The sequence below is a fragment of the Acinetobacter sp. WCHAc010034 genome (assembly GCF_001696615.3).
Taxonomy (GTDB): Bacteria; Pseudomonadota; Gammaproteobacteria; order Pseudomonadales; family Moraxellaceae; genus Acinetobacter.
Genome location: NZ_CP032279.1, coordinates 2,448,922 through 2,471,746, shown reverse-complemented (window position 1 = coordinate 2,471,746; position 22,825 = coordinate 2,448,922). Strand labels below are relative to the sequence as shown.

At 54.1% G+C, this 22,825-nt stretch carries 20 protein-coding genes; 9 read left to right on the top strand and 11 right to left on the bottom strand.

What is annotated here, in order from left to right; genetic code table 11:
* Positions 1–15 precede the first annotated feature (15 nt).
* Positions 16–1,206 (top strand): MFS transporter, encoded by a 1,191-nt coding sequence (locus BEN74_RS13435; RefSeq protein WP_068909407.1) that lies wholly within the window; start codon positions 16–18, stop codon positions 1,204–1,206.
* A gap of 25 nt (positions 1,207–1,231) precedes the next feature.
* On the opposite strand, the gene BEN74_RS13430 is transcribed toward BEN74_RS13435, so the two are convergent.
* Complete coding sequence (locus tag BEN74_RS13430) at positions 1,232–1,876, bottom strand: HEPN domain-containing protein (RefSeq protein ID WP_068909409.1); 645 nt, start codon at positions 1,874–1,876, stop codon at positions 1,232–1,234.
* 379 nt (positions 1,877–2,255) lie between these two features.
* Positions 2,256–2,393 (bottom strand): hypothetical protein, encoded by a 138-nt coding sequence (locus BEN74_RS19490; RefSeq protein WP_162898193.1) that lies wholly within the window; start codon positions 2,391–2,393, stop codon positions 2,256–2,258.
* Between the two features lie 196 nt (positions 2,394–2,589).
* Between BEN74_RS19490 and BEN74_RS13425 the strand changes: the two genes are divergently transcribed.
* Together BEN74_RS13425 and BEN74_RS13420 are read left to right on the top strand one after the other, a co-directional pair.
* A complete protein-coding gene (locus BEN74_RS13425) occupies positions 2,590–3,006 on the top strand; it encodes a hypothetical protein (protein ID WP_068909411.1) in 417 nt (138 codons plus the stop codon).
* 241 nt (positions 3,007–3,247) lie between these two features.
* Entirely contained in the window at positions 3,248–3,736 is a 489-nt protein-coding gene (locus BEN74_RS13420) for a hypothetical protein (protein ID WP_068909413.1), read from the top strand.
* A 108-nt stretch (positions 3,737–3,844) separates the two neighbouring features.
* Here the strand turns inward: BEN74_RS13420 and BEN74_RS13415 are convergent, their stop codons facing one another.
* The 7 genes from BEN74_RS13415 to BEN74_RS13385 all read right to left on the bottom strand — a co-directional run bounded on the left by BEN74_RS13415 (position 3,845) and on the right by BEN74_RS13385 (position 13,008).
* Positions 3,845–5,245 (bottom strand): methylenetetrahydrofolate reductase C-terminal domain-containing protein, encoded by a 1,401-nt coding sequence (locus tag BEN74_RS13415; protein ID WP_068909416.1) that lies wholly within the window; start codon positions 5,243–5,245, stop codon positions 3,845–3,847.
* Positions 5,246–5,493: 248 nt separating this feature from the next.
* Positions 5,494–6,300 carry an enoyl-ACP reductase FabI gene (locus BEN74_RS13410; protein ID WP_068909419.1) on the bottom strand — a complete coding sequence of 269 codons (807 nt, stop codon included), beginning with the start codon at positions 6,298–6,300 and terminating at the stop codon, positions 5,494–5,496.
* Positions 6,301–6,401: 101 nt separating this feature from the next.
* Entirely contained in the window at positions 6,402–7,229 is an 828-nt protein-coding gene (locus BEN74_RS13405) for a TatD family hydrolase (RefSeq protein WP_068909421.1), read from the bottom strand.
* Positions 7,229–8,182 carry an RsiV family protein gene (locus BEN74_RS13400; RefSeq protein WP_068909423.1) on the bottom strand — a complete coding sequence of 318 codons (954 nt, stop codon included), beginning with the start codon at positions 8,180–8,182 and terminating at the stop codon, positions 7,229–7,231. The genes BEN74_RS13405 and BEN74_RS13400 overlap by 1 nt, the downstream gene beginning before the upstream one ends.
* Positions 8,183–8,251: 69 nt before the next feature.
* Complete coding sequence (locus tag BEN74_RS13395) at positions 8,252–9,073, bottom strand: hypothetical protein (protein WP_068909426.1); 822 nt, start codon at positions 9,071–9,073, stop codon at positions 8,252–8,254.
* Between the two features lie 96 nt (positions 9,074–9,169).
* Positions 9,170–10,762 (bottom strand): peptide chain release factor 3, encoded by a 1,593-nt coding sequence (locus BEN74_RS13390; protein ID WP_068909428.1) that lies wholly within the window; start codon positions 10,760–10,762, stop codon positions 9,170–9,172.
* A gap of 164 nt (positions 10,763–10,926) precedes the next feature.
* Positions 10,927–13,008 carry a putative bifunctional diguanylate cyclase/phosphodiesterase gene (locus BEN74_RS13385; protein ID WP_068909431.1) on the bottom strand — a complete coding sequence of 694 codons (2,082 nt, stop codon included), beginning with the start codon at positions 13,006–13,008 and terminating at the stop codon, positions 10,927–10,929.
* 165 nt (positions 13,009–13,173) lie between these two features.
* Between BEN74_RS13385 and BEN74_RS13380 the strand changes: the two genes are divergently transcribed.
* Positions 13,174–13,344, top strand: a complete 171-nt coding sequence (locus BEN74_RS13380; RefSeq protein WP_162898192.1) for a hypothetical protein — start codon at positions 13,174–13,176, stop codon at positions 13,342–13,344.
* Here the strand turns inward: BEN74_RS13380 and BEN74_RS13375 are convergent.
* Positions 13,341–15,539 carry a carboxy terminal-processing peptidase gene (locus tag BEN74_RS13375; RefSeq protein ID WP_068909435.1) on the bottom strand — a complete coding sequence of 733 codons (2,199 nt, stop codon included), beginning with the start codon at positions 15,537–15,539 and terminating at the stop codon, positions 13,341–13,343. The two genes, BEN74_RS13380 and BEN74_RS13375, sit on opposite strands and share 4 nt — an antisense overlap.
* Positions 15,540–15,737: 198 nt before the next feature.
* On the opposite strand from BEN74_RS13375, the gene nagZ reads away from it, so the two are divergent.
* Positions 15,738–16,763, top strand: a complete 1,026-nt coding sequence (nagZ, locus tag BEN74_RS13370) for a beta-N-acetylhexosaminidase (RefSeq protein WP_068909437.1) — start codon at positions 15,738–15,740, stop codon at positions 16,761–16,763.
* A 126-nt stretch (positions 16,764–16,889) separates the two neighbouring features.
* Positions 16,890–17,762, top strand: a complete 873-nt coding sequence (locus tag BEN74_RS13365; protein ID WP_068909440.1) for a class I SAM-dependent methyltransferase — start codon at positions 16,890–16,892, stop codon at positions 17,760–17,762.
* A gap of 40 nt (positions 17,763–17,802) precedes the next feature.
* Here the strand turns inward: BEN74_RS13365 and BEN74_RS13360 are convergent, their stop codons facing one another.
* Positions 17,803–19,131, bottom strand: a complete 1,329-nt coding sequence (locus BEN74_RS13360) for an alpha/beta fold hydrolase (RefSeq protein ID WP_068909442.1) — start codon at positions 19,129–19,131, stop codon at positions 17,803–17,805.
* 303 nt (positions 19,132–19,434) lie between these two features.
* Between BEN74_RS13360 and BEN74_RS13355 the strand changes: the two genes are divergently transcribed.
* The 3 genes from BEN74_RS13355 to BEN74_RS13345 all read left to right on the top strand — a co-directional run bounded on the left by BEN74_RS13355 (position 19,435) and on the right by BEN74_RS13345 (position 22,776).
* The gene (locus BEN74_RS13355; RefSeq protein ID WP_068909444.1) at positions 19,435–20,700 is read left to right on the top strand and encodes a glutamate-5-semialdehyde dehydrogenase; all 1,266 of its coding nucleotides are present in this window, start codon (positions 19,435–19,437) and stop codon (positions 20,698–20,700) included.
* Positions 20,701–20,850: 150 nt separating this feature from the next.
* Positions 20,851–21,255, top strand: a complete 405-nt coding sequence (locus BEN74_RS13350; protein WP_068909909.1) for a hypothetical protein — start codon at positions 20,851–20,853, stop codon at positions 21,253–21,255.
* Positions 21,256–21,552: 297 nt separating this feature from the next.
* On the top strand, positions 21,553–22,776 hold the full coding sequence (locus BEN74_RS13345; RefSeq protein WP_068909447.1) for an acetate/propionate family kinase: 1,224 nt from the start codon (positions 21,553–21,555) through the stop codon (positions 22,774–22,776).
* Positions 22,777–22,825 lie beyond the last annotated feature (49 nt).

Sequence of the window (22,825 nt, the reverse complement as noted above, 5' to 3'; positions counted from 1 at the left end):
TCAGCAAGGATCACTATGAATTCCCCAACCGATATCAGCTCAGATAAAACTTTGCTTTGGCTGATGGCGATTGCTTGCGGCCTGTGCGCCGGCGCCAACTATTACTGCCAGCCGCTGATCAGCTCGATTCAGCAGTCTTTCGGCGCGCCGCAATCGCAAGTTGCGCTGACCGTGACTTTTGCGCAGGTGTCTTATGCGCTGGGCCTGCTGTTCATTGTGCCTTTGGGCGATATTGTCAATAAAACCAAGTTTATTCCCCTGCTGATGCTGGGCGCCGCCGCCGGCTTAGGCATCTGCGCCCTGTCAGTCAACCTGCCGATGCTGTGGGCCGGCACCATCATTGCCGGCCTGTTTTCCGTGGCGGCGCAAGTGCTGATCCCTTTAGTGACCTTGGCCGTGCGCCCGGAAAAAATCGGCCAGGTGGTCGGCTTCCTGATGAGCGGCCTGCTGGTCGGCATCCTGCTGTCCACCAGCCTGTCTGGACTGTTTTCCAATTTAATCCACTGGAAGGTGATTTATATCGTCAGCGCCGCATTAATGCTTGCGCTTGCAGGCATCTTAATGCGCCGGCTGCCGGCCGTCAGCACCAGCCGCATGAGCTACGGCAGCATCTTTAAATCCATGGCGCAGCTGCTGCGCCATGAACGCCGGCTGGTGTACCGCGCGCTGATTGGCGGATGCGTATTCGCAGCCATGAGCATTCTGTTTTCGACCATTGCCATGCTGCTGACTGCGCCGCCGTTTTCTTTGGCCGATGTCTGGGTTGGCGTGCTGACTTTAGCCGGAGTTTTCGGCGCGCTGTCCACGCAGTGGATTGGCAAATGGGCAGACCGCGGCTATAACGCCAGGCTGACGTGGGCCGGCTGCCTGATTTTGGCCTGCAGCTGGCTGCTGCTGTATATCGGCGGGCACTCGCTGCTCAGCTATGCCTTGGGCTACGGCGCCATCAGCCTGGGCTTAGCCATGGTGCACAGCTGCAATCAGAATATTATTTTCCAGCTCAACCCGGCGGCCCGCTCGCGCATCAACTCGATTTACATGACCCTGTATTTTATCGGCGGCGCCTGCGGTTCCGCGCTGGGCGTGTATGCATGGCATCACGGCGGCTGGACGGCCGCCTGCCTCAGCGGTTTAGCGCTGGTGATTGCGGCGGCGTTTTTCACCCTGCTGGATCAGCGCTATCATTTAAGGCAGGTGCAAGGCTAGCATTCCTTAATGAAGCGGCTGCCGTTCAGCAGACCTGCACCACAGGATAAAACGGCTTGCCCAAATCCAGAGTCTGCGCGTTTTCCAGCAGCACCAGAATAAACACCGGCAGCAGCGCGCTGAGAATCCGGCAGCCGTCCTGCAGCTGCTTGCGGTTCACCGAGCTGCTGTAGGTTGCGCCGCCATGCACCAGCTGATTGCGCAGCGTATACAGCCGGCTGAACAGCACCAGCAGGATATCGGCAGATTCTTTATTTTTCAGCGCCAGATGCACTTTGCGCTTTTCCTGTTCCAGGCCTTCCCTGCAGGCAGCGGCGCTGATTTTCTGATTCTGGTAATCCCAGAAGCCCTGATAAACGTACTGATTATCCAGCAGCACCCGCACCGGCTGGCTGAACTTTTCCCATAAAATTCCGTAAATTTTGCCGTCTGCATCTTTCCGGCAAATCATGTGCAGAAACTGGCGCAGGCTTTGCTTATCCTGAGAAACGGTTAAGTCCTGCGCATAAATCGCATTGAATGCAATCCACAGGCTGATGAACTGCATGTCCAGATCCGCATCAAGATCGCCGGCTTTTCTCAGCCAGCTTAAGCCGCGGTGAATGCGCAAATTGAATGCGTCGGTATTTTCAGCTTTCTTGCTTTTGAATATTTCCTCGAGCAGCATCATTTCCCCCGAATGTGTTTATTTTTCTTCTTCTGCAGCTTAACCAATTTATGCGCAATGCTCAATCTAAAACAGCGTACTGAGCCGGGTAAAAAGCCCAGAAGAATTTAATTTACTGAATTATTTCATTGGCTTGAACAGCACTGCGCTGCAAGCCGCCGGCTGCCTTGCACAGCAAGAAATGGGCCAATGTGTTTAAAGTGAATATATTTCACTAAAAAATTAAGTTAATTAACCCTCCTCATCATGAAGATTATTTAATTAGGGGCTGATCAGATGAATAAATAAAAAAACCTGAAATAGAAAGCTGCGCACAGCCCCAGAAGCGGGGCTAATGCTGATCAGTTAAGAAGTTTCACTATAAACTTCTTAATTTTTGGGGCTATTCACGGCGGAGTCTTACCGTTTTTAAATCGAATTTTTGGAGCTCGTTTTGTTCTTTTGTTTCGCCAAAAGAACCAAAAGCATTTGTCATCCGCGAAACCTGTTCACTTTCTGCATTTAAATAATTTTGTTGCAAAAACAGTCCATTTCAAAGACCAGATAGGTTGCGGATGACTCTTCCGCGTATCAAATAAATTCTAGAATTTAAAAAGAAAATGCCAGTCAATTTCTTAACTGACTGGCATTAGGAAGCGGGGCTGCTTTTTTATGCTGAAACAATAAAAAAATGCTTAAATTGAACTCTTTATTGAATTATTCATAGCGATACCGCAATGACCGCAGCCTTGACGCTCACCGCTTTGCTCTGCCTGTTCAGCTTGCCTTTATACGGCTATTTCTATATTTCACCTAAAATTCAGAATCCGCAAACCGCGGAAACTGTCCCCTACCTTTGCCTGCTCCCCAGCTTTGCGCTTTTTGGCATGGCCATGTATCTGGAACAGCCCAAGCCACTGACGCTTTCTTCCGCCTGCGGCACCGTACAGCGCTATACCGTGCAAAAAAGCCGCCATTCCAAAAGCTTTGAACGCATTGCCGTGCAGCTGGACAGCTCACGCTATGTCCGCCATTTCAGCTTTGAAGCCGGCCTGCAGCGCTTCAGCGCGCAGCAGAAAATCTGCTTTGACTATTATGACCGCCAGCGCAATCCGCAATTGGCTGAATCTAAAATCATTAAAATCACTCATTGAACTTTGAAGCCTGGGCTTAAAAAGGATGGCTTAATGCCGATCACTTTAAGCGTTTTTCTCTAAGCGCCTGAACTTTCCAGCCCGTCACTGCGGAGCCTTGCCTTTTAAAATCAAAAAGCTGAAGCCGGCGCATTAGCGCTTCAGCGCAGCAAAAGCCACTTTCAGCAATAAATAAAAATAAGCAATTGATTAAATTCAACAATATAAATATTATCAGCCCGATAAAACACGAGAAACATCAATGAAAATTTTAAATACCCTGCTGTTCGCATCACTTTCTGTCATGAGCTCTTTTGCCGCAGCTCAAAACTTTGCGGACGGCGCTAAAATGGTGCGGTATGAATCGCTGCAGGACGGCTCCAAGTCTCATGTTGAATATTCATATTTTTATGATGATATGGAAGGGGAAGCTTTACAGATCAAGCTGCTGGGGCCAAACCGGCCGAATCAGCTTACAGGCAAGGTATTCGGAGCTGTTCCGCACAGTCCGATGGCAGAAGATGATGCCGCGGAATTCAGGAAAATGCTGAAAAAACTGGGAATCAGCAAAGCCAGCCTGGATTCCGGCTGCCACTTTAAAGGCAGGGCGCAGCTGGAAATTATTGAATTGGAAGAATGGGCAAATCATTACGATACTGACGGCAATACGGCAAAAATCGCGCTGGACAATATCGCAATTGAAAAAGCCCCAATCTATAAGTGCGATGGTCAAGGCGGCCTGAACCGCTAATATCCAAGCTGATCCGGCCCTTAAGCCGCAGGCATTGCGCCTGCCGGCTGAGGCTTGGGCTGAATTTTCCCAGCCCAAGTTCATTTTCATCCAGCCATTGAGTTGAAACTACGGCGCCTTAAACCAGTTTTTCCATGAGCTGGTGCTACGGGTTTCAATCGCCACCGTTGGAATCAGTTCGGCTTTTAAAATTTCAGTTTGCGCCACGCTTTTAGCCAAGCGCGCCTTGACCGAATGAATGCATTCACGGTCGCCGAATTCACAGCGGTCCAGGCTTGAGCCGCCGCAGGGGCCATTGGCCAAGCCTTTGGGGCAGGTTTCAGGGCAAATATACAAAGTTTCGCCAATCCGGCACTGCCCGCAGCTTTCACAGCCCAGCGCGCCATGCTTGCTGATGAATTCAGTTTTCAGCAAGGCGTCTTCGGCCCCCGGCTTATTCCACAGCGGCGCATTGAAAATCAAGCCGCCAATGCCTTTGGCCGCTCTGGAGCTGAAAAACAGTTCATGCATGGCATGCAGGTTTTTATATTTCAGCACCTGCGCAACCGGCGCGCGCCTGGAAAATACCGCCACCTCCGGCTGCAGCTCCTGCCCTGTCCGCAGCTGCCATAAGGCATGCCAGCGCTGCAGGCACTCTTCCAGGCTCAGGGCCTGCAGCTGCTGCAGCGCATCTTCCAGTTTGCGCTGTTCAGAGGCTTTATGGCAGGCCGACACATGCACGCCGGCAAAGCCCCAGTGCCGGCAAATCAGGATCTGCAAGGCCGCGCGCAAATAGGCATTGCGCTCCGCCTGCAGCGGGTCCTGCCGCTGCTCCCGCTCCAGCAGCTGCAGCAGATGCGGCGTCAGCACAATGCCGGCGACTTTCTGCCGGTGCATAAACTGCGCGCGCGCCAAGGTTAGAGGCATGACGCAGGCTAAAATCGGCTGATGATAATGCCCCTGAGCTAAAAAATCCTGCGCCTGCTTCAGCGCATCCAGATCAAAACCCAGCTGCGTAATCATATAGTCTGCGCCGGCTTTGAGCTTTTTCTGCAGCTTGAAATACTGCGCATCGTGCTCCGCCTCGGCGTATTTAAAAGGATTGAAAGCCACGCCTATGTTGAAATCCGGATCGCGGCGCGCCGCCATCACCATATTGACCGACTCCAGATAGCGGCTGCGCAGTTCCGGCTGCAGGCGGCCGTCATTGTGCTGCTTCAGCTTATCGCCAGTCAGCAGCAGCAGGCTGCGCAGGCCCCGCGCTTTCGCCTGCGCCAGAAATTGCTCAAAATCGGCAATATCGCGGCCCTTGCCGGAGTAATGCAGCAGCTGATCAGCAGCTTCAGGATAAGCCGCGGCGGCAGCTAAAGGCGCAGGGTCGTCATCGGCCTGCACGCGGTCGGCCAGCGTCATGAAGGCCGGCCAGCTGGCAAATGAGGCGCGCGCCGGCGCGGCGTTTTTGGCCGTGGTCAAATATTCCAGCAGTACGCAGAACTTGCGCTGCTGCAGGCAGTCAGAAAATTGGGGCATAAAACTCAGGAGATAAAACTGCAGATGCAAAAATTAAAGCGGCTTGAATTATAGAAGATTTACGCGGAAAGAAAAATATTGGCGCTTCGGGCACTCAGGAAAATGCGGCGGCGCAGTTTCAGCGGAGATGTGGCTGATGCAGGCATCGGCAGCGCTTGCCGGCTGCGCGCATCAAGCTGCGCAATGCTCCAAAAAAATGCCAGCCAGCCGCTTGGCTGACTGGCATTCGGATACAATGCCGGGCTGGATTATTCAGTGTCCAGCATCAGGTCTGCGCTCATGCCTACGGTGTTGAAGCCGGCATCCACATACATGATTTCACCGGTAATGCCGTTGGCCCAAGGCGAGCACAGGAACAGCGCGGCATTGCCGACATCTTCAATGGTGACATTGCGCTTCAACGGCGCAACTTTTTCATTCAGGTCGAGCATCTTGCGGAAAGATTTAATGCCTGAAGCGGCCAAAGTGCGGATTGGGCCGGCAGAGATTGCATTGACGCGGATGCCTTCGGCGCCAAGGCTTGAAGCTAAATAGCGCACGCCGGCTTCCAGAGAAGCTTTCGCCATGCCCATAACGTTGTAGTTCGGCATGACGCGCTCAGAACCCTGATAAGTCAGGGTCAGCAGGCAGCCTTGGCGCGCAGCCAGCAGCGGCTTGGCGGCGCGGGCCATCGCGATAAAGCTGTAAGCGCTGATGTCATGCGCAACCTTAAAGCCTTCGCGATCGGTAATTTCAGTGAAGTCGCCATCCAGCGTATGCGCCGGCGCAAAGCCGATAGAATGCACTACGCCGTCCAAGCCGTCCCAGTGTTTTGCCAGTTCAGCAAATGCAGTGTCAATTTCCGCATCTACAGCGACATCGCATGGGAAAACCAGAGTTGAGCCGAACTGCGCAGCAAAATCATCGACACGTTTTTTTAATTTTTCATTAGGATAAGTAAATGCCAGCTCAGCGCCTTCGCGGTGCAGCGCCTGAGCAATACCGAATGCAATGGATAACTTACTTGCAATGCCCGCAATTAAAAAGCGCTTACCCGCCAATAGTCCTTGTGCCATGAGAATCTCACTCGATAAAATTTAACAGCATAATGCCAAGTCTGAAGCATTTTAGAAATTGCATAATGCGCCTTTTTTAGGGCAAATCGAAAATGCGGAATTTAGGCCGTCAAGCGCAGCGCATCCAGCGAATTTTGCCACAGCTGGCGCGCCAGCAGCCTTTCATCCATTTGCAGGCTGTGCGCCAGGCCCTGCAGCACATAGGGCAAATTTGCCGGCGTATTGCGCGTGCGCTGCTCAGCGCCGCGCTGGCAGCATAAGGGCGTCATGTCCGGGCAGTCGGTTTCCAGCACCAGATGCGCCGCGCCCAGCGCCTGCACCGCCGCATGCAGCTTTTTGGCGTTGGGATTGGTAATTTGCCCGGTCACGCCGATTTTAAAGCCCAGTTTGACAAAAGCCTTGGCTTCCTCCACCCCGCCGCTGAAGGCATGCGCAATCCCGCCCAGCGCAAAGCGCTGCGCTTTCAGCATCTGCAGCGCCTCGGCATGCGCCTTGCGGATATGCAGCAGCACCGGCTTCTGATGCCGGCTGGCCAGCTCCAGCTGAGCCGCGAAAAACCGCCGCTGCCTGGCCAGGGCTTGCGGCTGCTTATGCTGCGGCAGGAAAGTGTCCAGGCCGATTTCGCCGATGGCCGCGCATGCTTCAGACTGCAGAATCTGTTCCAAATCCTGCAGGTGGCTGTCCTGATGCTGTTCAATATAAAACGGATGCAGGCCGGGCGCCAGATAACTCTTCGGCGCATGGTCCAGGCTGTTTAAAAAATGATGGGTGCGGATTAAGTCCGCAAAGCGCTCCTGCACAAAGCCGATCAGCACCAGCCCTTCGACCCCGGCCTGCCGGGCAGCATGCGCCAGCGCTTCGCGGTCCGGATCAAAATCCGGCACGTCAAAATGCGTATGGGTGTCCAGCAAGGCGGGCGCTTTAAGCATCAGGACGCCGCTTTGGCTTTGGCTTCAGAAGCTGGCGCTTCAGCGCCGGCGGGGAAATACTGCGGCTTTAAGATGCCCTGCAGCTGATCATAGGCAATGGTTAGGCGCGGCAGCCCCACCACATAAGGCCCAATCTCATATTCGGCATACTGCAGAATCAGTCCGTCCTTGCCCAGATAATAGTTCTCCGACAGCTTGAATTTCCAGGCCTGCTCATATTCTTCCACGCTGTCCGCCAGTTTGGCCTCCATTACCCAGGCTTTAAAGGCCTCATGCGCTTTGCGCTCCAGCGCGGCCTTCTGCTGAGGCGCAATAATATCTTCCAGCTGCATCAGCTTTTTATGCTGCAGGTCAAAATTGAAATACTGCTGCGCGGAAGCGCCGTGCGCGCCGCCCAGATAATTGCTGCTGTTCAGGACCACGGTCGCCAGCGGCAGGTCAGCATTCAGTATTTTCGGCTTAATCATCAGGCTGATCTGCTGCGCCGAACTTAAGGCTTTCAGCTCTTTGTCCAGCCTGATAAAGGCCTGCATATACGGTTCGGCCTGCTTTTCCAGCTTCAGCTTGGGCGTTTCCACCGCTGCCAGCTTAGACTTGGCTTCAGAAGCGGCGGCGGCTTCGCTGGCTGCGGTTTGCGCCTGCTCCTGTTCCGGCTCGACGGATAAAATCAGGCTCAGCTGCTTTAAAATTTCCTGATCAATATAGGCGTCAATAAAGCTTTGATTGCTGCTTAAGCGCTCAATGGAAATTTCCGGGCAGCTGTTGCCGTCGCAGTCCGGCATCTTCAGGCTGAGCTTTTCCGTATCGCCCGCCAGTTTCAGGCGCTGATCCGGCGCCTCAGTTTTCGCCGGCTTCGCTTCAGGCTGCGGTTCCGCTTTCTGCGGCTGGCAGGCGCTCAATGCAATGGCCGCAGCCAGCGCGCCGATCATCCCAATCTTCTTCTGCTTTAACATTAATTTACCTGTTTCTCAGATCCGGCCTGCTGCTTGCAGCATAAGCCATCCATATTCAATGCCCTAGGCTTAGAACATATGCTGATATACGGCAGCTTTCAAGACCTGCTGTGTTTGCGCCTTGGTTAAATAGATGTCCAGCTGCCTGCCGTCTTTGGCGATTTCATGCGTGCGGTAATGCAGGCCGATGCCCTCCTGATCAAAAAACCAGTCCGCCTGCCCCCAGTAGAGCTTTTTCGGCGCCGCCGCGCGCACCGCTTCATCCTGCGCTTTCAGCCATTTGGCATAGGCCTGCTGCACGATGGCATCCATGTTCAGCTGCTGCCCAGCATCAATAATCTCCAGCAGCATGACATTTTTCTGCGCGCGCCGGTCGGCGACAAAAAAGTAATGGCGGTCTTTGACTTTGCGGTTTTCCTGCGCAGCATCCACCCCAAGCTGCAGCAGCACATACTGATTGCGCTGATAGGGAACGCGGGTATACATCGTCAGGGCATACGGCCGGTTGGCTTGAAGCTCATCCTGCCAGGCATCGGATTTTTTCACATAGGCGTCAATGGCCTGCTGCAGGCTCATCTGCTGCTTCTGCCCGATCTGATCCTGCACCACCAGCGCCTGATTGCGCTCAATCCACGCATTCAGCCATGCATCTGCGGTATGCACGGTTTGAATCTCCAGATCGATGCAGTTTTTATTTTCGCAGAACGGCACAGCAATTTTGGCCGGCTGCTCCTGAATATTCAGATAAGGCAGCACATCGGCTTTTTCAGATGCAAAAATTGAAGGTTTCTGTTCGGCTTCCGGCGGCTGCGGTTTTTTAGAATTGTCACAGGCGCTCAGCAGCGCCATGCCGGCCAGTGAAAGCGCAGCTGCGCCCTTGATCAAGGTCATAATGTTGTTAATGCACTGGCTTAAATTGCCATAAATTTACCACAAAATAAAACAGCTTCATCTGAAGCTGTTTTATTTTTCTGCTGCGCCGCCGGCTCAGTGCTCGCGGGTATTGCGGAATTGAATATCCGGATAGCGCTCCTGCATCAGCTGCAGGTTTACCCGGCTCGGCGCCAGATAAGTCAGATGGCCTCCGCCGTCCACAGACAGCTGGTCATGGGCTTTTTTCTTGAACTCGTTGAATTTCTTTTCGTCACTGCAGGAAACCCAGCGCACGGTGTTGATGCTGACCGGCTCGTAAATGCAGTCAACTTTGTATTCTTCTTTCAGGCGGTAGGCCACCACTTCAAACTGCAGCACGCCGACCGCGCCGACAATCAGGTCATTGCTGTTCTGCGGCATGAAGACCTGCGTCGCGCCCTCTTCAGACAGCTCTTTCAGGCCTTTCTGCAGCTGCTTGGATTTCAGCGGATCCTTCAGGCGCACGCGGCGGAACATTTCCGGCGCAAAATGCGGAATGCCGGTAAACTGCAGGCTTTCGCCTGAAGTGAAAGTATCGCCAATCTGAATGGTGCCGTGATTATGCAGGCCGATAATATCGCCCGGCCATGCTTCTTCCAGATGCTGGCGGTCGCCGGCCAGGAAGGTTAAGGCATCGCTGATGCGCACGTCCTTATTCAGGCGCACATGCTTCATTTTCAGGCCTTTTTCATATTTGCCTGAACAGATGCGCATGAACGCGATGCGGTCGCGGTGCTTCGGGTCCATATTGGCCTGAATCTTAAATACAAAGCCGGTGAAGCCCTCTTCGGTCGCTTCAACTTTGCGCACTTCAGTCGGATGCGCTTTCGGCGGCGGCGCATAATTGCTGAATGCATCCAGCACATGGTCAACTCCGAAGTTGCCCAAGGCGGTGCCGAACAGCACCGGCGTCTGGCGCCCGGCCAAAAACTCCGCGCGGTCCAGAGGCTCATTGGCCAGCTGCACCAGCTCAAGCGACTCTTCAAAAGCTGCCCAGGCCAGCTCGCCGACTTTTTCACGCAAATCCGGATAGTCGTAGCCGTCGCGCACTTCCATTTCGGTGATGGTTGAGCCAAAACCGGCTTTATAAACGTAAAATTTTTCTTCAATCAGATTGAATACGCCGGCAAAATCGCGCCCGGCGCCCAGCGGCCAGGTAATCGGCACGCATTTGATTTTCAGCACGTTTTCAATTTCATCCAGCAGCTCTAAAGGCTCGCGGATTTCACGGTCCATTTTGTTGACAAATGAAATGATCGGCGTGTCGCGCATGCGGCAGACTTCCATCAGCTTCACGGTGCGGTCTTCGACGCCTTTGGCGCCGTCAATCACCATCAGGGCTGAGTCCACCGCCGTCAAGGTGCGGTAGGTATCTTCCGAGAAATCTTCATGCCCCGGGGTATCCAGCAGGTTGATCATTTTGTCCTTGAACGGAAACTGCATCACGGAAGTGGTGATCGAGATGCCGCGCTCTTTTTCCATTTCCATCCAGTCAGAAGTCGCAGCGCGGTCTGACTTGCGGCTTTTCACCATCCCTGCGATCTGAATGGCCTGCCCCCACAGCAGCAGCTTTTCCGTCATGGTGGTTTTACCGGCATCGGGGTGGGAAATGATCGCGAATGTACGCCGCTGAGCGACCTGCGCCGCCAATTCTTGCTTAAAACTCATGGAAAGACACCTACTGCAGACCCGCAGTGCAAAAGATCAAATCTGATCAATATAAAAAATTGGCGGTATTGTAGCAGAATTCTGCGCAGATTTTCCGACTGAAATCGCAGCCTGAAAGATCAGGATGGCGCAGGTATGCCCCGCGCTTTCAGATGCGCTGCCTGTCAGTTGAATGCCTGAACCGCGTAGCCGGATGCGGCCTTTTCCAGCCGCCGGGCATCCACGGGCAGCCCCAGCAGGTAGCCCTGCAGCTGCTGGCAGCCGAGGCGGGTCAGGATCTCGGCCTGCAGCGGCGTTTCAATGCCTTCCGCAGTCACCATCAGTCCGAGCTTGATCGCCAGCTGCACAATGCTTTCCAGAATCATTTCTTCTTTGGACTGAGGCGTCAGGTCATGAATGAATTCCTTGTCAATTTTTAGCTCATCGACAGGCAGGTTTTTCAAATACAGGAAGCTGGAATGCCCGGTGCCGAAATCATCAATCGCCAGTTTAATGCCCATCTGGCGCAGGCGCTGCAGGGTGCGGATGCTGTTTTCAATATGGTGCATGGCGGTGGATTCGGTAATTTCGATCATCAAATGGCTGGGGTCGGCCTGATGCTTTTTCAGCAGCTCTTCCAGGGTCGAAAACAGGTGCTTATGCTCAAACTGTATCGCCGAGAGATTGACGGAAACCGGCAGGAACTGCGGATGGGTTTTTTCCCACAGCTTAATCTGCCTGCAGGCTTCCTCCAGCGCCCAGTAGCCCATGCGGATAATCAGCCCGGTTTTTTCCGCGCCGCGGATAAACATACTCGGCATCAGCAGGCCCAGAACCGGATGCCTCCAGCGGATCAGCGCCTCCACGCCGCAGGCCTGAAGGCCTTCGGCCTTGAATTTGGGCTGATAAACCAGCACAAACTGCTGATCTTCCACCGCTTTATACAGGTCATTGATCAGCTTGGTTTGGCTCTTCGCCTCTTGCTGGTCGGCGGTATAGCAGAACACCGAATAGGTATTGCGCCCCTGATATTTGGAGGTCAGCATGGCCGCATCCGCATTAATCAGCAGATCCTGCAGGTTATTGCCATGCTCAGGATACATGGCAATGCCGATGCTCGCTGAGACATTGATCTCCTTGCCTGCAATCTGAAAGCTGTCCTGTATCAAGGCCAGGATTTTTTCGGCAGCCGAAGCCGCCTGTTCCGCGCTGGCGCTTTCCAGCACCATCAGGAATTCATCGCCGCCAATCCGCAGCAGCTTGGACTGGTCATCCAGCAGCCGGTGCAGGCGGTTTGCCAGCTGAATCAGCAGCTGATCGCCGATATGATGGCCAAAGACATCATTCACCGCCTTGAAGCGGTCCAAATCAATATAAATGAAGGCTGCCGGATCCTGCCCGCTGCCGCGGCCGGTAAACAGAAAGTGCGCGTATTCCGCCAGAAACAGCCGGTTCGGCAGCTTGGTTAAATTGTCCTGCACGGCCTGATTCGCCAGTTCCCTGTTGGCCTTGGACAGCTGCCGGCTGCGCTCTTCCAGGCGCCGCTCCAGCAGGGCCACGCAAAATGCAACCGCCAGCACCAGCCCGGTGACAAACAGCACGGTTAGCAGCCTCAGGTCGCTGCCGGACTCCAGCTTCAGCTGCAGATGCGCCGTATCCATAGGAACAAAGCTGATGCCGGCCATGCCGGTATAGTGCATGGCGACAATGGTCAGCGTCAGAATCAGCGCAACAGCGAACTTGACGGCCGCGCGGTATTTGCGCACCTGCTTGGTGCGGAAGGCCAGCAGGAAGGTCAGCCCTGAACCCGCGATGGCGATCAGCACCGAACAGGCGGCGATCAGCGGATCATAGCGCAGCGCATAGCCCTCAACCTGCATTCCCAGCATGCCGGCATAATGCATGCCGGCAATCCCGGCCCCCATCAGCACAGCGCCGAGAATCAGCCGGGGCAAAGGCAGGGTAAAGCGTGTGGTCAGCCAGACGGCCGTGGCCGAAGCTGCGAAAGCGATCAGGTAGGAGGCAAAGACCAGGCCGTAATCAAAGGATTTCTCGCCCGGCATCTGGCTGGCCAGCACCTCTATAAAATGCATGCTCCAGATGGCTGCGCCTAACAGGGCGCCGCTTAAAATCAGGATCAGCTTTTCATATTTCGGCCGCGCGCCGCGGAATAAAAGCTGCTCAAGGGAAACAGCGAAATAGCATGCAAGCAATGCGGCAATGACTGAACCGGATACAAGACTGTAGTCATATGGCATCTGAGTCATAAAAAGAGTTCCGCATAAGCTATTGCTGTTATTTTATCCGTATTGAGATGGCCGGTATTTTCAAGTTTGCAGCCTTAAAAAGGCAAAAGCGGATTTTCCGGCAAAATAAATCATCAACTTAGAATCTAATACTCTTTCCCTTTGGTCAAGCATTTATTCCCGGTTTTGCCGCAGCTCGGCGGTTTTGCGGGAAAAAACCTGAACCCAGCCGCAAAACTGCTGAAAACTGCCATCGCTTCAAATGCTTATCTGCATCATGCTGGCGCTGCAGAGATAAAAAAAACCAGTCAGCCGGAGCTCACTGGTTTTTTTATGGATGGCGCCGGACAGGCTTAAGACGCGGCCTTCACCTTGCCCTGCAGCGCAGCATAATCCAGCAGCACGCCGGCAGCTTCCGCAACAAAAGCTTCATCTTCAGGCAGCGCCGGGCGCTGATTGGCCTTCATTTTGGCGCGCGACTCAACCAGCGCGTCCAGTGAAGCCTGATAGCTTTCCCAGTTGGCATACGGCTTCAGGCCCATGGTCTGGCGGCGCGCATTTTCCGAATCTAGGGTTTTCTGCTCCATATCCAGCAATTCCGCCTTGCGCTGCTGCAGGTCCAGCACCAGCTGCTTCTGCTCATCGGCCTTTTTCAGCAAAGCGGTGCGCTGCTCCAGATATTTAAACTGCGGGTCAACGCTGACGCGCTGCTGCGAGGATTGCACCAGATCCGGCACATAGTTCTGAATGGAGCCTTCACGCTTAAACGGCGCGGTCGGAATGGTGTCCCATTTCAGGGCATTTTTTGCCTTGCGCTCGCCGAATTCCTCATTGTAAATGTCCACCAGCTTAATGTCCGGCACCACGCCTTTGTTCTGGGTGCTGCCGCCGGTCACGCGGTAGAATTTGCGCTGCGTCAGCGTCGCCTGGCCATAGGCCAGAGAGTCCAGCTGCACCTGCGCTGTGCCCTTGCCTGTGGTGGTGCTGCCGATCACAATGCCGCGCTCATAATCCTGAATGGCTGCGGAGTAAATTTCGCTGGCAGATGCCGATGCCAGATTAATCAGCACCGCCATTGGCCCTGCATAGGTTTGCGCGCCGCCGTCATCGTCCTCAAAGACGCTGACATTGCCGTTGCCGTCGCGGATCTGCACCACAGGGCCGGACTTGATGACCTGGCCCAGCATGCGCGCCACTTCTTCCAGCGAGCCGCCCGGGTTGTTGCGCAGGTCAACAATAATGCCTTCAACCTTCTGCGCCGACAGCGCTTTCAGCGCCTTGTTGGTGTCTTCAGACACTGAGCGGTAATCGGTTCCGGCGCGGCGCGCGCGGTAGTTCAGGTAGAAGGACGGAATTTCAATCACGCCGAATTTATGATTTTTGCCGCCGCGCTCAATTTCCACTGTGCGGGAACGCACGCCGGCGTCCTCTTCCTGAATCACGTCGCGCACAATCGCGACATTGCGCGCCTGGCTCATGGCAGCGCCCGCGCCCAAAAGGCGCAGCGTCACTTTGGTGCCGCGCTTGCCGCGGATCAGGCCAACAATTTCATTGCTTGGCCAGCCAATTACATCGACCATTTTGTCGCCGTCCTGCGCTACGCCAATAATCCGGTCGCCGGATTTGACCTGGCCGGATTTGCTGGCGGGGCCGCCTTCAACAATGGTCTCAATTTTGGTGTAGTCTTCATTGCCGCGTTCAGGGCGGATCGATACGCCAATCCCTTCCAGCTGCAGCGTGGTCTGGCGGTTCAGCTCCATCGCGTCTACAGGCGGGAAATAATTGCTGTGCGGATCGTAAGTCAGCATCATCGCATTCAGGGTTTTGTCCAGCACGTCATCGCTTTTCAGGCGGCTGATGCGCTCCAGCTGGCGGGTATAGCGCTTGGTCAGGGTCTGAACCGGCGTCAAGTCTTCAGGGCCGGTCAAATCCTGCCCGTTCGCCAGCTCCGGATTGGCTTTCAGGGCTTTCTGCTTGGCCAGCTCTTCTTCTTTGCTGATGGTTAAATTGATCAGCTGCGACACCAGCATCTTGTTCCAGTGCGCGCGCTGCTCCGCCTCGGTTTTAAAGAACGGCGCTTTTTCGCGGTCAGTTTCAATAAAAGCGTCCGGCTGGCTTAAATTCTGCGGCTTTTTCAGCTCTGCCAGCATGTGGCTGTAGAACTGCTTCAGGCGCGCGCGGTACTGCGCATGAATTTCATAGGGGCCGGACAAATTTCCGGCCTTTAAGTTCGCGCCGAAGCTGGAGCCGAAACGCTTTTTATAATCCGCCACTTCAGTGGCCAGAAACAGCGCATGCTCCGGGTCCAGGCTGTCTAAATAAAAGTCCAGAATGCGGTTTGAGGTATTGGCATCCAGGCGCTGATTCAAATAATGCTGACGGTCCACCAAAGTTGCCAACTGACGGGAAACCAACGCTTGCGCCTGTGTGGGCTGAATCGCATTTGAAACAGCAGCGGCGTTTTCCGCAGCAGCCGCTTCATTTACAACATGGGTAAAAAATAAGCCGCCGGTTGCCAGTGCAACGGCGCAAGCTATCGTTTGAAGTTTCATAAATATGTCGCGCTTCCTTGGTCTGTGAACCAAATAACCTTGTCACTTTTCAATTTGATGTGAATATTTTCAGAATCTTAAATGACTTAATCTGTTTATGTCGTGTAGTTTTATCATAATCTGTGCTGACAAAGTGTAGCAAAACATTGCAGAATTCAGGTATTGTTTTTCCCTAAAATTCGAATACGGACCCCGAATATGATTGGCGCATTAATGCTCGACATTGCTGGCACAGAACTGACTCAAGAAGATATTGAACTATTGCAGGCGCCGCAAGTCGGCGGGATGATTTTATTTGGCCGCAATATCGAATCTCCTGAGCAGGTGCGCGCCTTAACCGACCATATGCGCCAAGTCCGCCCGGATATTTTAATTGCCGTAGATCAGGAAGGCGGCCGCGTGCAGCGCCTGAAAAACGGCTTTACCCTGCTGCCGGCCATGGGGCGCTTTGGCGAGCTTTACTTAACTGAACCGGAAAAAGCGGCTGAGCTGGCTGAACAGTGCGGCTGGCTGATGGCGGCCGAAGTTCTGGCGGCCGGCATCGACTTCAGCTTTGCGCCGGTTTTGGACCTGAATGATGTCAGCGATGTGATTGGCGACCGCAGTTTTGCCAAAAACATGCAGGACATTATTCCGCTGGCCAGCGCTTTCCTGAAAGGCATGAAGCGCGCCGGCATGGCATCAACCGGCAAGCACTTCCCCGGCCACGGTTCAGTCAAAGCCGACTCGCATGTGGCGGCCGCCGTCGATTCGCGCCCTTATGATGAAATCTACCAAAAAGACATGCAGAGCTTTATACAGCTGATGCCGCAGCTGGATGCGCTGATGCCGGCGCATGTGATTTATGATCAGGTTGATCCGAACCCTGCAGGCTTCTCTGCGCACTGGATTCAGAACATCCTGCGCCAGGAGCTGAAGTTTGACGGCGTTTTATTTTCCGATGACCTGAGCATGCAGGCTGCCTGCGTGGCCGGCGGCGCCGATGCCCGCATTCAGGCGGCATTGAATGCCGGCTGCGACATGGGCCTGGTCTGCAACAGCCGCGAATCGGCCTGCGCCGCGCTGGCCGGCATTGCGGATTTTCCGATGCCGAATCAGCAGCGCCTGGAGCGCATGCGCGGGTGCATTCCGCAGCGCAGCATTGGCGCAGCGCTGGAGCTGGGCGATGAATGGGCGCAAACCCGCGACCGCATTCTGGACTTTAAGCATCAATACAGCGCCTGATTAAATAAATGCGCTGATCGGCTTAAAAGGAACACGACAAGGTGTTCCTTTTTCATTATGATGATTAAAACAGCGGTTTTACTGCGCCAATCTCAAAACTAAAATAATATCCAAGGTTCAGCCTTCATGACTCAAAACCTGTCCGAACACCGCCATATTTCGTTTACTGCGCACTATACCGGCTATATCTGGTACAGCATGGGCATTTCCCATCCGGTATTCGCCACCGGCAAGGGAAAAATGCTGGCCAAGCTGCTGCATCCGCTGGAAAGCTGGGCGGAAAAGCATGTCGGCGGCAGCATGCGCACCACGCTCAGGCAGCGCCACCGCATTATTGACAATCAGCTGACCCAGCTGATTCAGCAGCAGCCGGATTTGCAGATTCTGGAAATCGCCTGCGGGCTGTCGCCGCGCAGCTGGAACTTCCGGCAGAAATTTCCGCAGCTGGACTACCGCGAGCTGGATCTGCCGGAAATGGCGGAGATTAAAACCAAGGCCCTGCAGCAGCTGGACCAGCAGGCGCCGCAGGTGCTGACGGCGGATATTTTCACGCAGGACTTTGAAAGGATTTTTCAGGGCTTTGACCCCGGCCGCCCGCTGGCGGTGATCAGCGAGGGCCTGATCAACTACTTTGATAAAACCCTGCTGAATAAGCTGCTGCAGGGCATTACCGAATACGCTCAGGACTTTAAGGCGCTGCATTACCTGACCGACATTTACCCTGAACCGGTGAAGAATAAGCTGGCAAACTTCATCTGGACCAGCAGCAAGCTGCTGAAAGTCATGTCGCGCAGCTCTTTCACCTTTCATTTCATCAATCCGCAGGAAGTGCAGACCTTTTTCGGCAATGCCGGCTTCAGCAGCGTTGAAGTGATTCAGCCAACGGCGTTTTTTCAGAACAATGACGGCAGCAACCTGATTGCCTTTCAGAACCCTGATGAGCACAGCGGCGATCTCGTCTGGGTGATTCATGCGGCCGTAAAAAAACAGCGGGCTTAGCGCTGTTTTTTTGCTGTAAAGCGGATTGATGCTGACAAAGCTATACCGCTTCCAGCAGCGTCTGCTCTTTTTGGCGCTGCACAAACCGCAGCAGGCGCTCCGCCACGTCAAAACTGCCATGCTTGAACAGCGCGCGCAGCTGATGCGCGGAATTTTCAAAAATCAGGCACTCAATTTTAAAGACGCCTTCCTCATCGGCCAAATGCAGCGCCAGATCCCGCGGATGCTGCGCCGCCAGGTGCGCCCGCCCCGCTTCCTGCACCTGCAGCAGCACGCCGAAATAGTTCATATCCTCAATTTCAACTTTAATGCTTAAGTCTGAATGGCGGTGGCTTAACTGGCTGAACGGCTGCTGCACGCCAATGCGCTCTTCGCCGCGGCGCTCAATTTTCGCCATCTGCTCACGGCTCATGGCAATAATGCCGTCCAGCGCCTGAATGGATTCGCCGCGCAAATAGGTCGCGAACAGATTCATGGTTTCCTTGCGGCGCTGCAACTGCGGCACATGGTCGGCATTGGCGATCATCGCAAACTGCATATTCGGGCACTGCAGGGCGAAATTGGCGTTTTCATGCGGCAGGGTAAAGCTGTCATACTGCCCGCACGCCACCAGCACATCGCATGCCGGAATCGGCACATTGGTCAGGCGCAGCAGGCGGCTGCAGTTAATCTCATAGCGCTCCTGCTCGGTCGCGCTAAACTCCGCCATCTGCCGGAAGAACAGGCGCTTGGCCGTCGGCGACATGCGGGTCAGATCCATTTTGGCGTGATTGACCAGATACAGGATCACCGCCTGGCCGAATTCATCCATGCGCTGCTCTTTCATTAAGTGCAGCGACTCCTCCAGCAGCATGCGCCAGCTTTTGCGGGTCTTCTGCATCACGCCCATCAAAATCATGCGCTCCACCAGCTCCGGGCGCTGATGCGCCAGGCAGGACGCCACCACCGAACCCAAAGACATGCCCAAAACCGCAACCTTGCGCAGGCCGGCCATGTCCAGCCACGCGCCCAGCATGCCGGCCAGGTCTTCCAGCTCCAGCACGCCTGCGGATGCGCCGGTATCGACATTGCTGATCTGCTGGTTGGCGCCCATGGACGGCAAGTCAATCAGGATGATCGGGCCGGCAGCGAACAGCTGCTCAACGCAGTATTTGTAGGAATTGAAGTTCTGGAATGCGCCGCCGATAATCACCATCGGCGTCATATGCAGTGTGTCCGGCCGGGCGATCGCCATGTATTCAATTTTCCAGCCGTCAATCCACGCGGTGCGCGCAGGCTGCTTGAAGCTGTTTTTATCGTATAGGTCAAAAAAATTGCAATGCGTACTTGCGTCCTGCATGTCCGGGTCCATTTGGATAATGGAATTCATGTTCCTTTCCTCCATTCCTGCCTTATTTTTATTGTGCAGAAAAGTAATGAGAGCTGCCTGCGGCAAGCATCCTGCTCTTTCGTTGTTATTTGCATGACGTCAATGTCAGCTGCGTTTCATTCTATACAGGAGAGGTTTTTACAAGCAACTGCTAATGCTGCCACTCATCCGCTTTTAGCGCAGAAAACGATTTCAAATTGTTAATAAGATTTTCATTTTCTGCCTGAAATTCAATCCTGCTGCTTCATTGTGCAGTTATAGGCTGTTAATATCAAATTGAAATTTCTAAGTGATCAAACCGCTATGCAACAGTCTATTGAACAATACATGCAAACGGTAGGACAGCAGGCGCGCCAAGCATCCCGCGTGTTAGCCAGCGCTTCTACCCAGACCAAAAACAATGCGCTTTCCGCCATCTACACGGCGCTGCAGAACAGCGAGGCTGCCATTGCTGCAGCCAACCAGATTGATATGGCGAAGGCGCACAGCAATAATCTGGACAGCGCGCTGCTTGACCGCTTAGAACTCAGCCCCGCACGCTTTAAAGGCATGCTGCAGGGCCTGCGGGACGTCATCGGCCTGACTGACCCGATTGGCGAAATTACCGATATGGCCTACCGCCCCTCCGGCATTCAGCTCGGCAAAATGCGCGTGCCGCTGGGCGTGGTCGGAATGATTTATGAATCGCGCCCGAACGTGACTTTGGAAGCCGCTTCTCTGGCGCTGAAATCCGGCAATGCGATTATCCTGCGCGGCGGTTCGGAAGCGATTGAGTCAAACCGGGCGATTGCGGCAGCGGTTCAGCATGGCCTGAAAGCGGCGGGCCTGCCTGAAACCTCGGTGCAGGTCATCAATACCACTGACCGCGCTGCCGTCGGCCAGCTGATCACCATGTCTGAATATGTGGATGTGATTGTTCCGCGCGGCGGCAAGGGCCTGATCGAGCGCATCAGCAATGAAGCGCGCGTGCCGGTGATTAAGCATCTGGACGGCAACTGCCATGTGTATGTTGAAGCGCAGGCCGACCTGCAGAAAGCCCTGCCGATTGCGCTGAATGCCAAAACCCACCGCTATGGCGTATGCAACGCCATGGAAACCCTGCTGGTCGATGAAAAAGTAGCGGAAGAATTCCTGCCGAGCATTGCCGAACTGTATGCGGAAAAGCAGGTGGAGCTGCGCGGCTGCGCGGAAACCCGGCGCATTCTCGGCAGCAGCGTTGTGCCGGCCACAGAAGAAGACTGGTATACCGAATACCTTGGTCCAATTCTGGCGGTTAAAGTGGTCAGCGGCATTGATGAAGCGGTTGCGCACATTAATCAGTACGGCTCGCATCATACCGATGCCATCATTACCGAAAACTACACGCTGGCGCGCAAATTCCTCGCCGGCGTGGATTCCAGCTCGGTGATGATCAACGCCTCCACCCGTTTTGCCGACGGCTTTGAATACGGCCTGGGCGCTGAAATCGGCATTTCAACCGATAAAATCCACGCCCGCGGCCCAGTCGGGCTGGAAGGCTTAACTTCGCAGAAATGGGTGGTGTTCGGCGACGGTCAAATCCGCCAGTAATTGCTCCCCTATTATTCTCCTGAAAAATAGAAGCCGTTCAGTCCCGCGCGGGGCTGAACGGATTTGCTGCAGAAATTCCCTTCAAAATCTGATTCAATTAAAACTGAACTCATGCTTGCGCTCAACAATAACAACAGCTCAGGAGCTTCTATGTTTTATTATCTGATGATCAGCACATTTGCCTTGGCCTTGGGCGTATCCTTTTTGGTGATGCGCGTATTTTCCGGCTCGATTCAGGCCATTCTGGCGCGCATCATTCACGACCCGATTCATGACGCATGGGCCAAATACACCAAGTTTGCCGGCATGGTGGTGGGCACGTCTTCCGGCATCCGCATCTATGACATGGAAAAATACATCACCCCGCTGACCTATGCCGGCAATGATAGAAAAATTGTGATTGAGCTGACGCCCGAGCGCTGGGTTCTGGAAACTTACCGGACGGTGATTGAAACCCTGCAGGGCCTGGTCTGGATGATGCTGGTGTTTTTCATGGTGGCGCTGATTGCCTATGTAATTGTGCGCTGGTCAGAAATTAAATATCAAAAACCATAATTTTTTTATGGTTTTTCAGTGTACAGCGCAGTGAAGCATGCTATGTTGAATGCGGGGCTTCAAAGCATTGAAGCCTAGAGTACTATTTCATTAATAAATGGAAATTCGAAACTGATAAATTTTAATTATTGTTGCCAAATGGGTCGATAGTGCTTAAGTCTAATCTGCTAAAGTCTATCTAGGACAGAAAAACAGCACGTGTTAAAACTATAGCCACTGATCTAAATTGCGCCAAGAAGCACAGCGTTCAGATCACATCATGGACAAATAATTTAATTAGAATTCGGGTAAGAAAACGTGTCTACATCAGTATTGGTAATTAACTGCGGGTCTTCTTCAATTAAATATGCGTTGGTTTCTGAACGTCGTGAAGACCGTATCTTTGGCTTGGCGGAGAACCTAGGTTCAGCTGAGGCCCGAATTAAAGGCATCACCGCTGGCGGCGAAGCGCTGGAACTGGCGATTCCGAATGCCGGCCATGAAAAAGCGCTGGAAACCATTCTTGAGCGCTTATCCCACTACAACCCGCAGGCCATTGGCCACCGCGTGGTGCACGGCGGCACGCTGACCAAAGCGGAACTGCTGACCCCTGAAATTATTGCGCGCATCCGCGAAGCGACGCCGCTGGCGCCGCTGCACAACCCTGCGCATCTGGTCGGCATTGATGCGACCATGCGCCTGTTCCCGGAGCTGCCGCAAGTTGCAGTATTTGACACCGCATTCCACCAAACCATGCCGGCGCATGCCTACCGCTATGCGGTGCCGAAATTCCTGTACACCGAACACAATGTGCGCCGCTACGGCTTCCACGGCACCAGCCATGCCTATGTTTCTGAGCGCGGCTCAGAGCTGGCGGGCAGCCTGAAGCAGGGCGGCTGGCTGACTGCGCACTTAGGCAACGGCAGCTCAACCTGCGCCATCTGGAACGGCCAAAGCGTTGACACCTCAATGGGCCTGACCCCGCTGGAAGGCATTGTCATGGGCACGCGCAGCGGCGATGTTGACCCGAGCCTGCACAGCTTCCTTGCGTCCAACTTGGGCTGGGATGTCTATAAAATTGACCGGATGCTGAATAAGGACAGCGGCCTGCTGGGCCTGTCGGACAACCTGTCGAATGACATGCGCACGCTGATTGAAGCCTCTGAACAGGGCAACGAAGATGCTGCGCTGGCGATTGAAGTGTTCTGCTACCGCCTGGCGAAATCGCTGGCTGCCCTCAGCTGCGGCCTGCCGCGCCTGGACGGCCTGTTCTTCACCGGCGGCATTGGCGAAAATTCGGCTTTCATCCGTGAAAAAACCATGGCATACCTGCCGCACTTCGGCTTCAGCTTAAGCAAAGAGAAAAATGACGGCCTGAAGCGCGGCACCGAAGGCCGCATCGATGCCGGCACCGGCCCGCAAATCTGGGTAGTGCCGACTGACGAAGAAGGCCGCATTGCCAAAGAAACCCAGCATGTTGTGGAGCAAGAGGCTGCCGCTGCTGCAAAAAAGTCTGACGCGGAGCAGGAAGCGGTTGCCTAAGGCAGCGGCTTCCAGCACGCCATTGAGTTGTACATTTTATTTTTTAATT

Coding starts and splice junctions, on each gene's coding strand:
- BEN74_RS13375 (WP_068909435.1), bottom strand. CDS start 15,539: ATGAAACTTCAAACGATAGCTTGCGCCGTTGCACTGGCAACCGGCGGC.
- BEN74_RS13410 (WP_068909419.1), bottom strand. CDS start 6,300: ATGGCACAAGGACTATTGGCGGGTAAGCGCTTTTTAATTGCGGGCATT.
- BEN74_RS13350 (WP_068909909.1), top strand. CDS start 20,851: ATGTTTTATTATCTGATGATCAGCACATTTGCCTTGGCCTTGGGCGTA.
- BEN74_RS13435 (WP_068909407.1), top strand. CDS start 16: ATGAATTCCCCAACCGATATCAGCTCAGATAAAACTTTGCTTTGGCTG.
- BEN74_RS13360 (WP_068909442.1), bottom strand. CDS start 19,131: ATGAATTCCATTATCCAAATGGACCCGGACATGCAGGACGCAAGTACG.
- nagZ (WP_068909437.1), top strand. CDS start 15,738: ATGATTGGCGCATTAATGCTCGACATTGCTGGCACAGAACTGACTCAA.
- BEN74_RS13385 (WP_068909431.1), bottom strand. CDS start 13,008: ATGACTCAGATGCCATATGACTACAGTCTTGTATCCGGTTCAGTCATT.
- BEN74_RS13390 (WP_068909428.1), bottom strand. CDS start 10,762: ATGAGTTTTAAGCAAGAATTGGCGGCGCAGGTCGCTCAGCGGCGTACA.
- BEN74_RS13425 (WP_068909411.1), top strand. CDS start 2,590: ATGACCGCAGCCTTGACGCTCACCGCTTTGCTCTGCCTGTTCAGCTTG.
- BEN74_RS13365 (WP_068909440.1), top strand. CDS start 16,890: ATGACTCAAAACCTGTCCGAACACCGCCATATTTCGTTTACTGCGCAC.
- BEN74_RS13400 (WP_068909423.1), bottom strand. CDS start 8,182: ATGTTAAAGCAGAAGAAGATTGGGATGATCGGCGCGCTGGCTGCGGCC.
- BEN74_RS13405 (WP_068909421.1), bottom strand. CDS start 7,229: ATGCTTAAAGCGCCCGCCTTGCTGGACACCCATACGCATTTTGACGTG.
- BEN74_RS13355 (WP_068909444.1), top strand. CDS start 19,435: ATGCAACAGTCTATTGAACAATACATGCAAACGGTAGGACAGCAGGCG.
- BEN74_RS13420 (WP_068909413.1), top strand. CDS start 3,248: ATGAAAATTTTAAATACCCTGCTGTTCGCATCACTTTCTGTCATGAGC.
- BEN74_RS13395 (WP_068909426.1), bottom strand. CDS start 9,073: ATGACCTTGATCAAGGGCGCAGCTGCGCTTTCACTGGCCGGCATGGCG.
- BEN74_RS13430 (WP_068909409.1), bottom strand. CDS start 1,876: ATGATGCTGCTCGAGGAAATATTCAAAAGCAAGAAAGCTGAAAATACC.
- BEN74_RS13415 (WP_068909416.1), bottom strand. CDS start 5,245: ATGCCCCAATTTTCTGACTGCCTGCAGCAGCGCAAGTTCTGCGTACTG.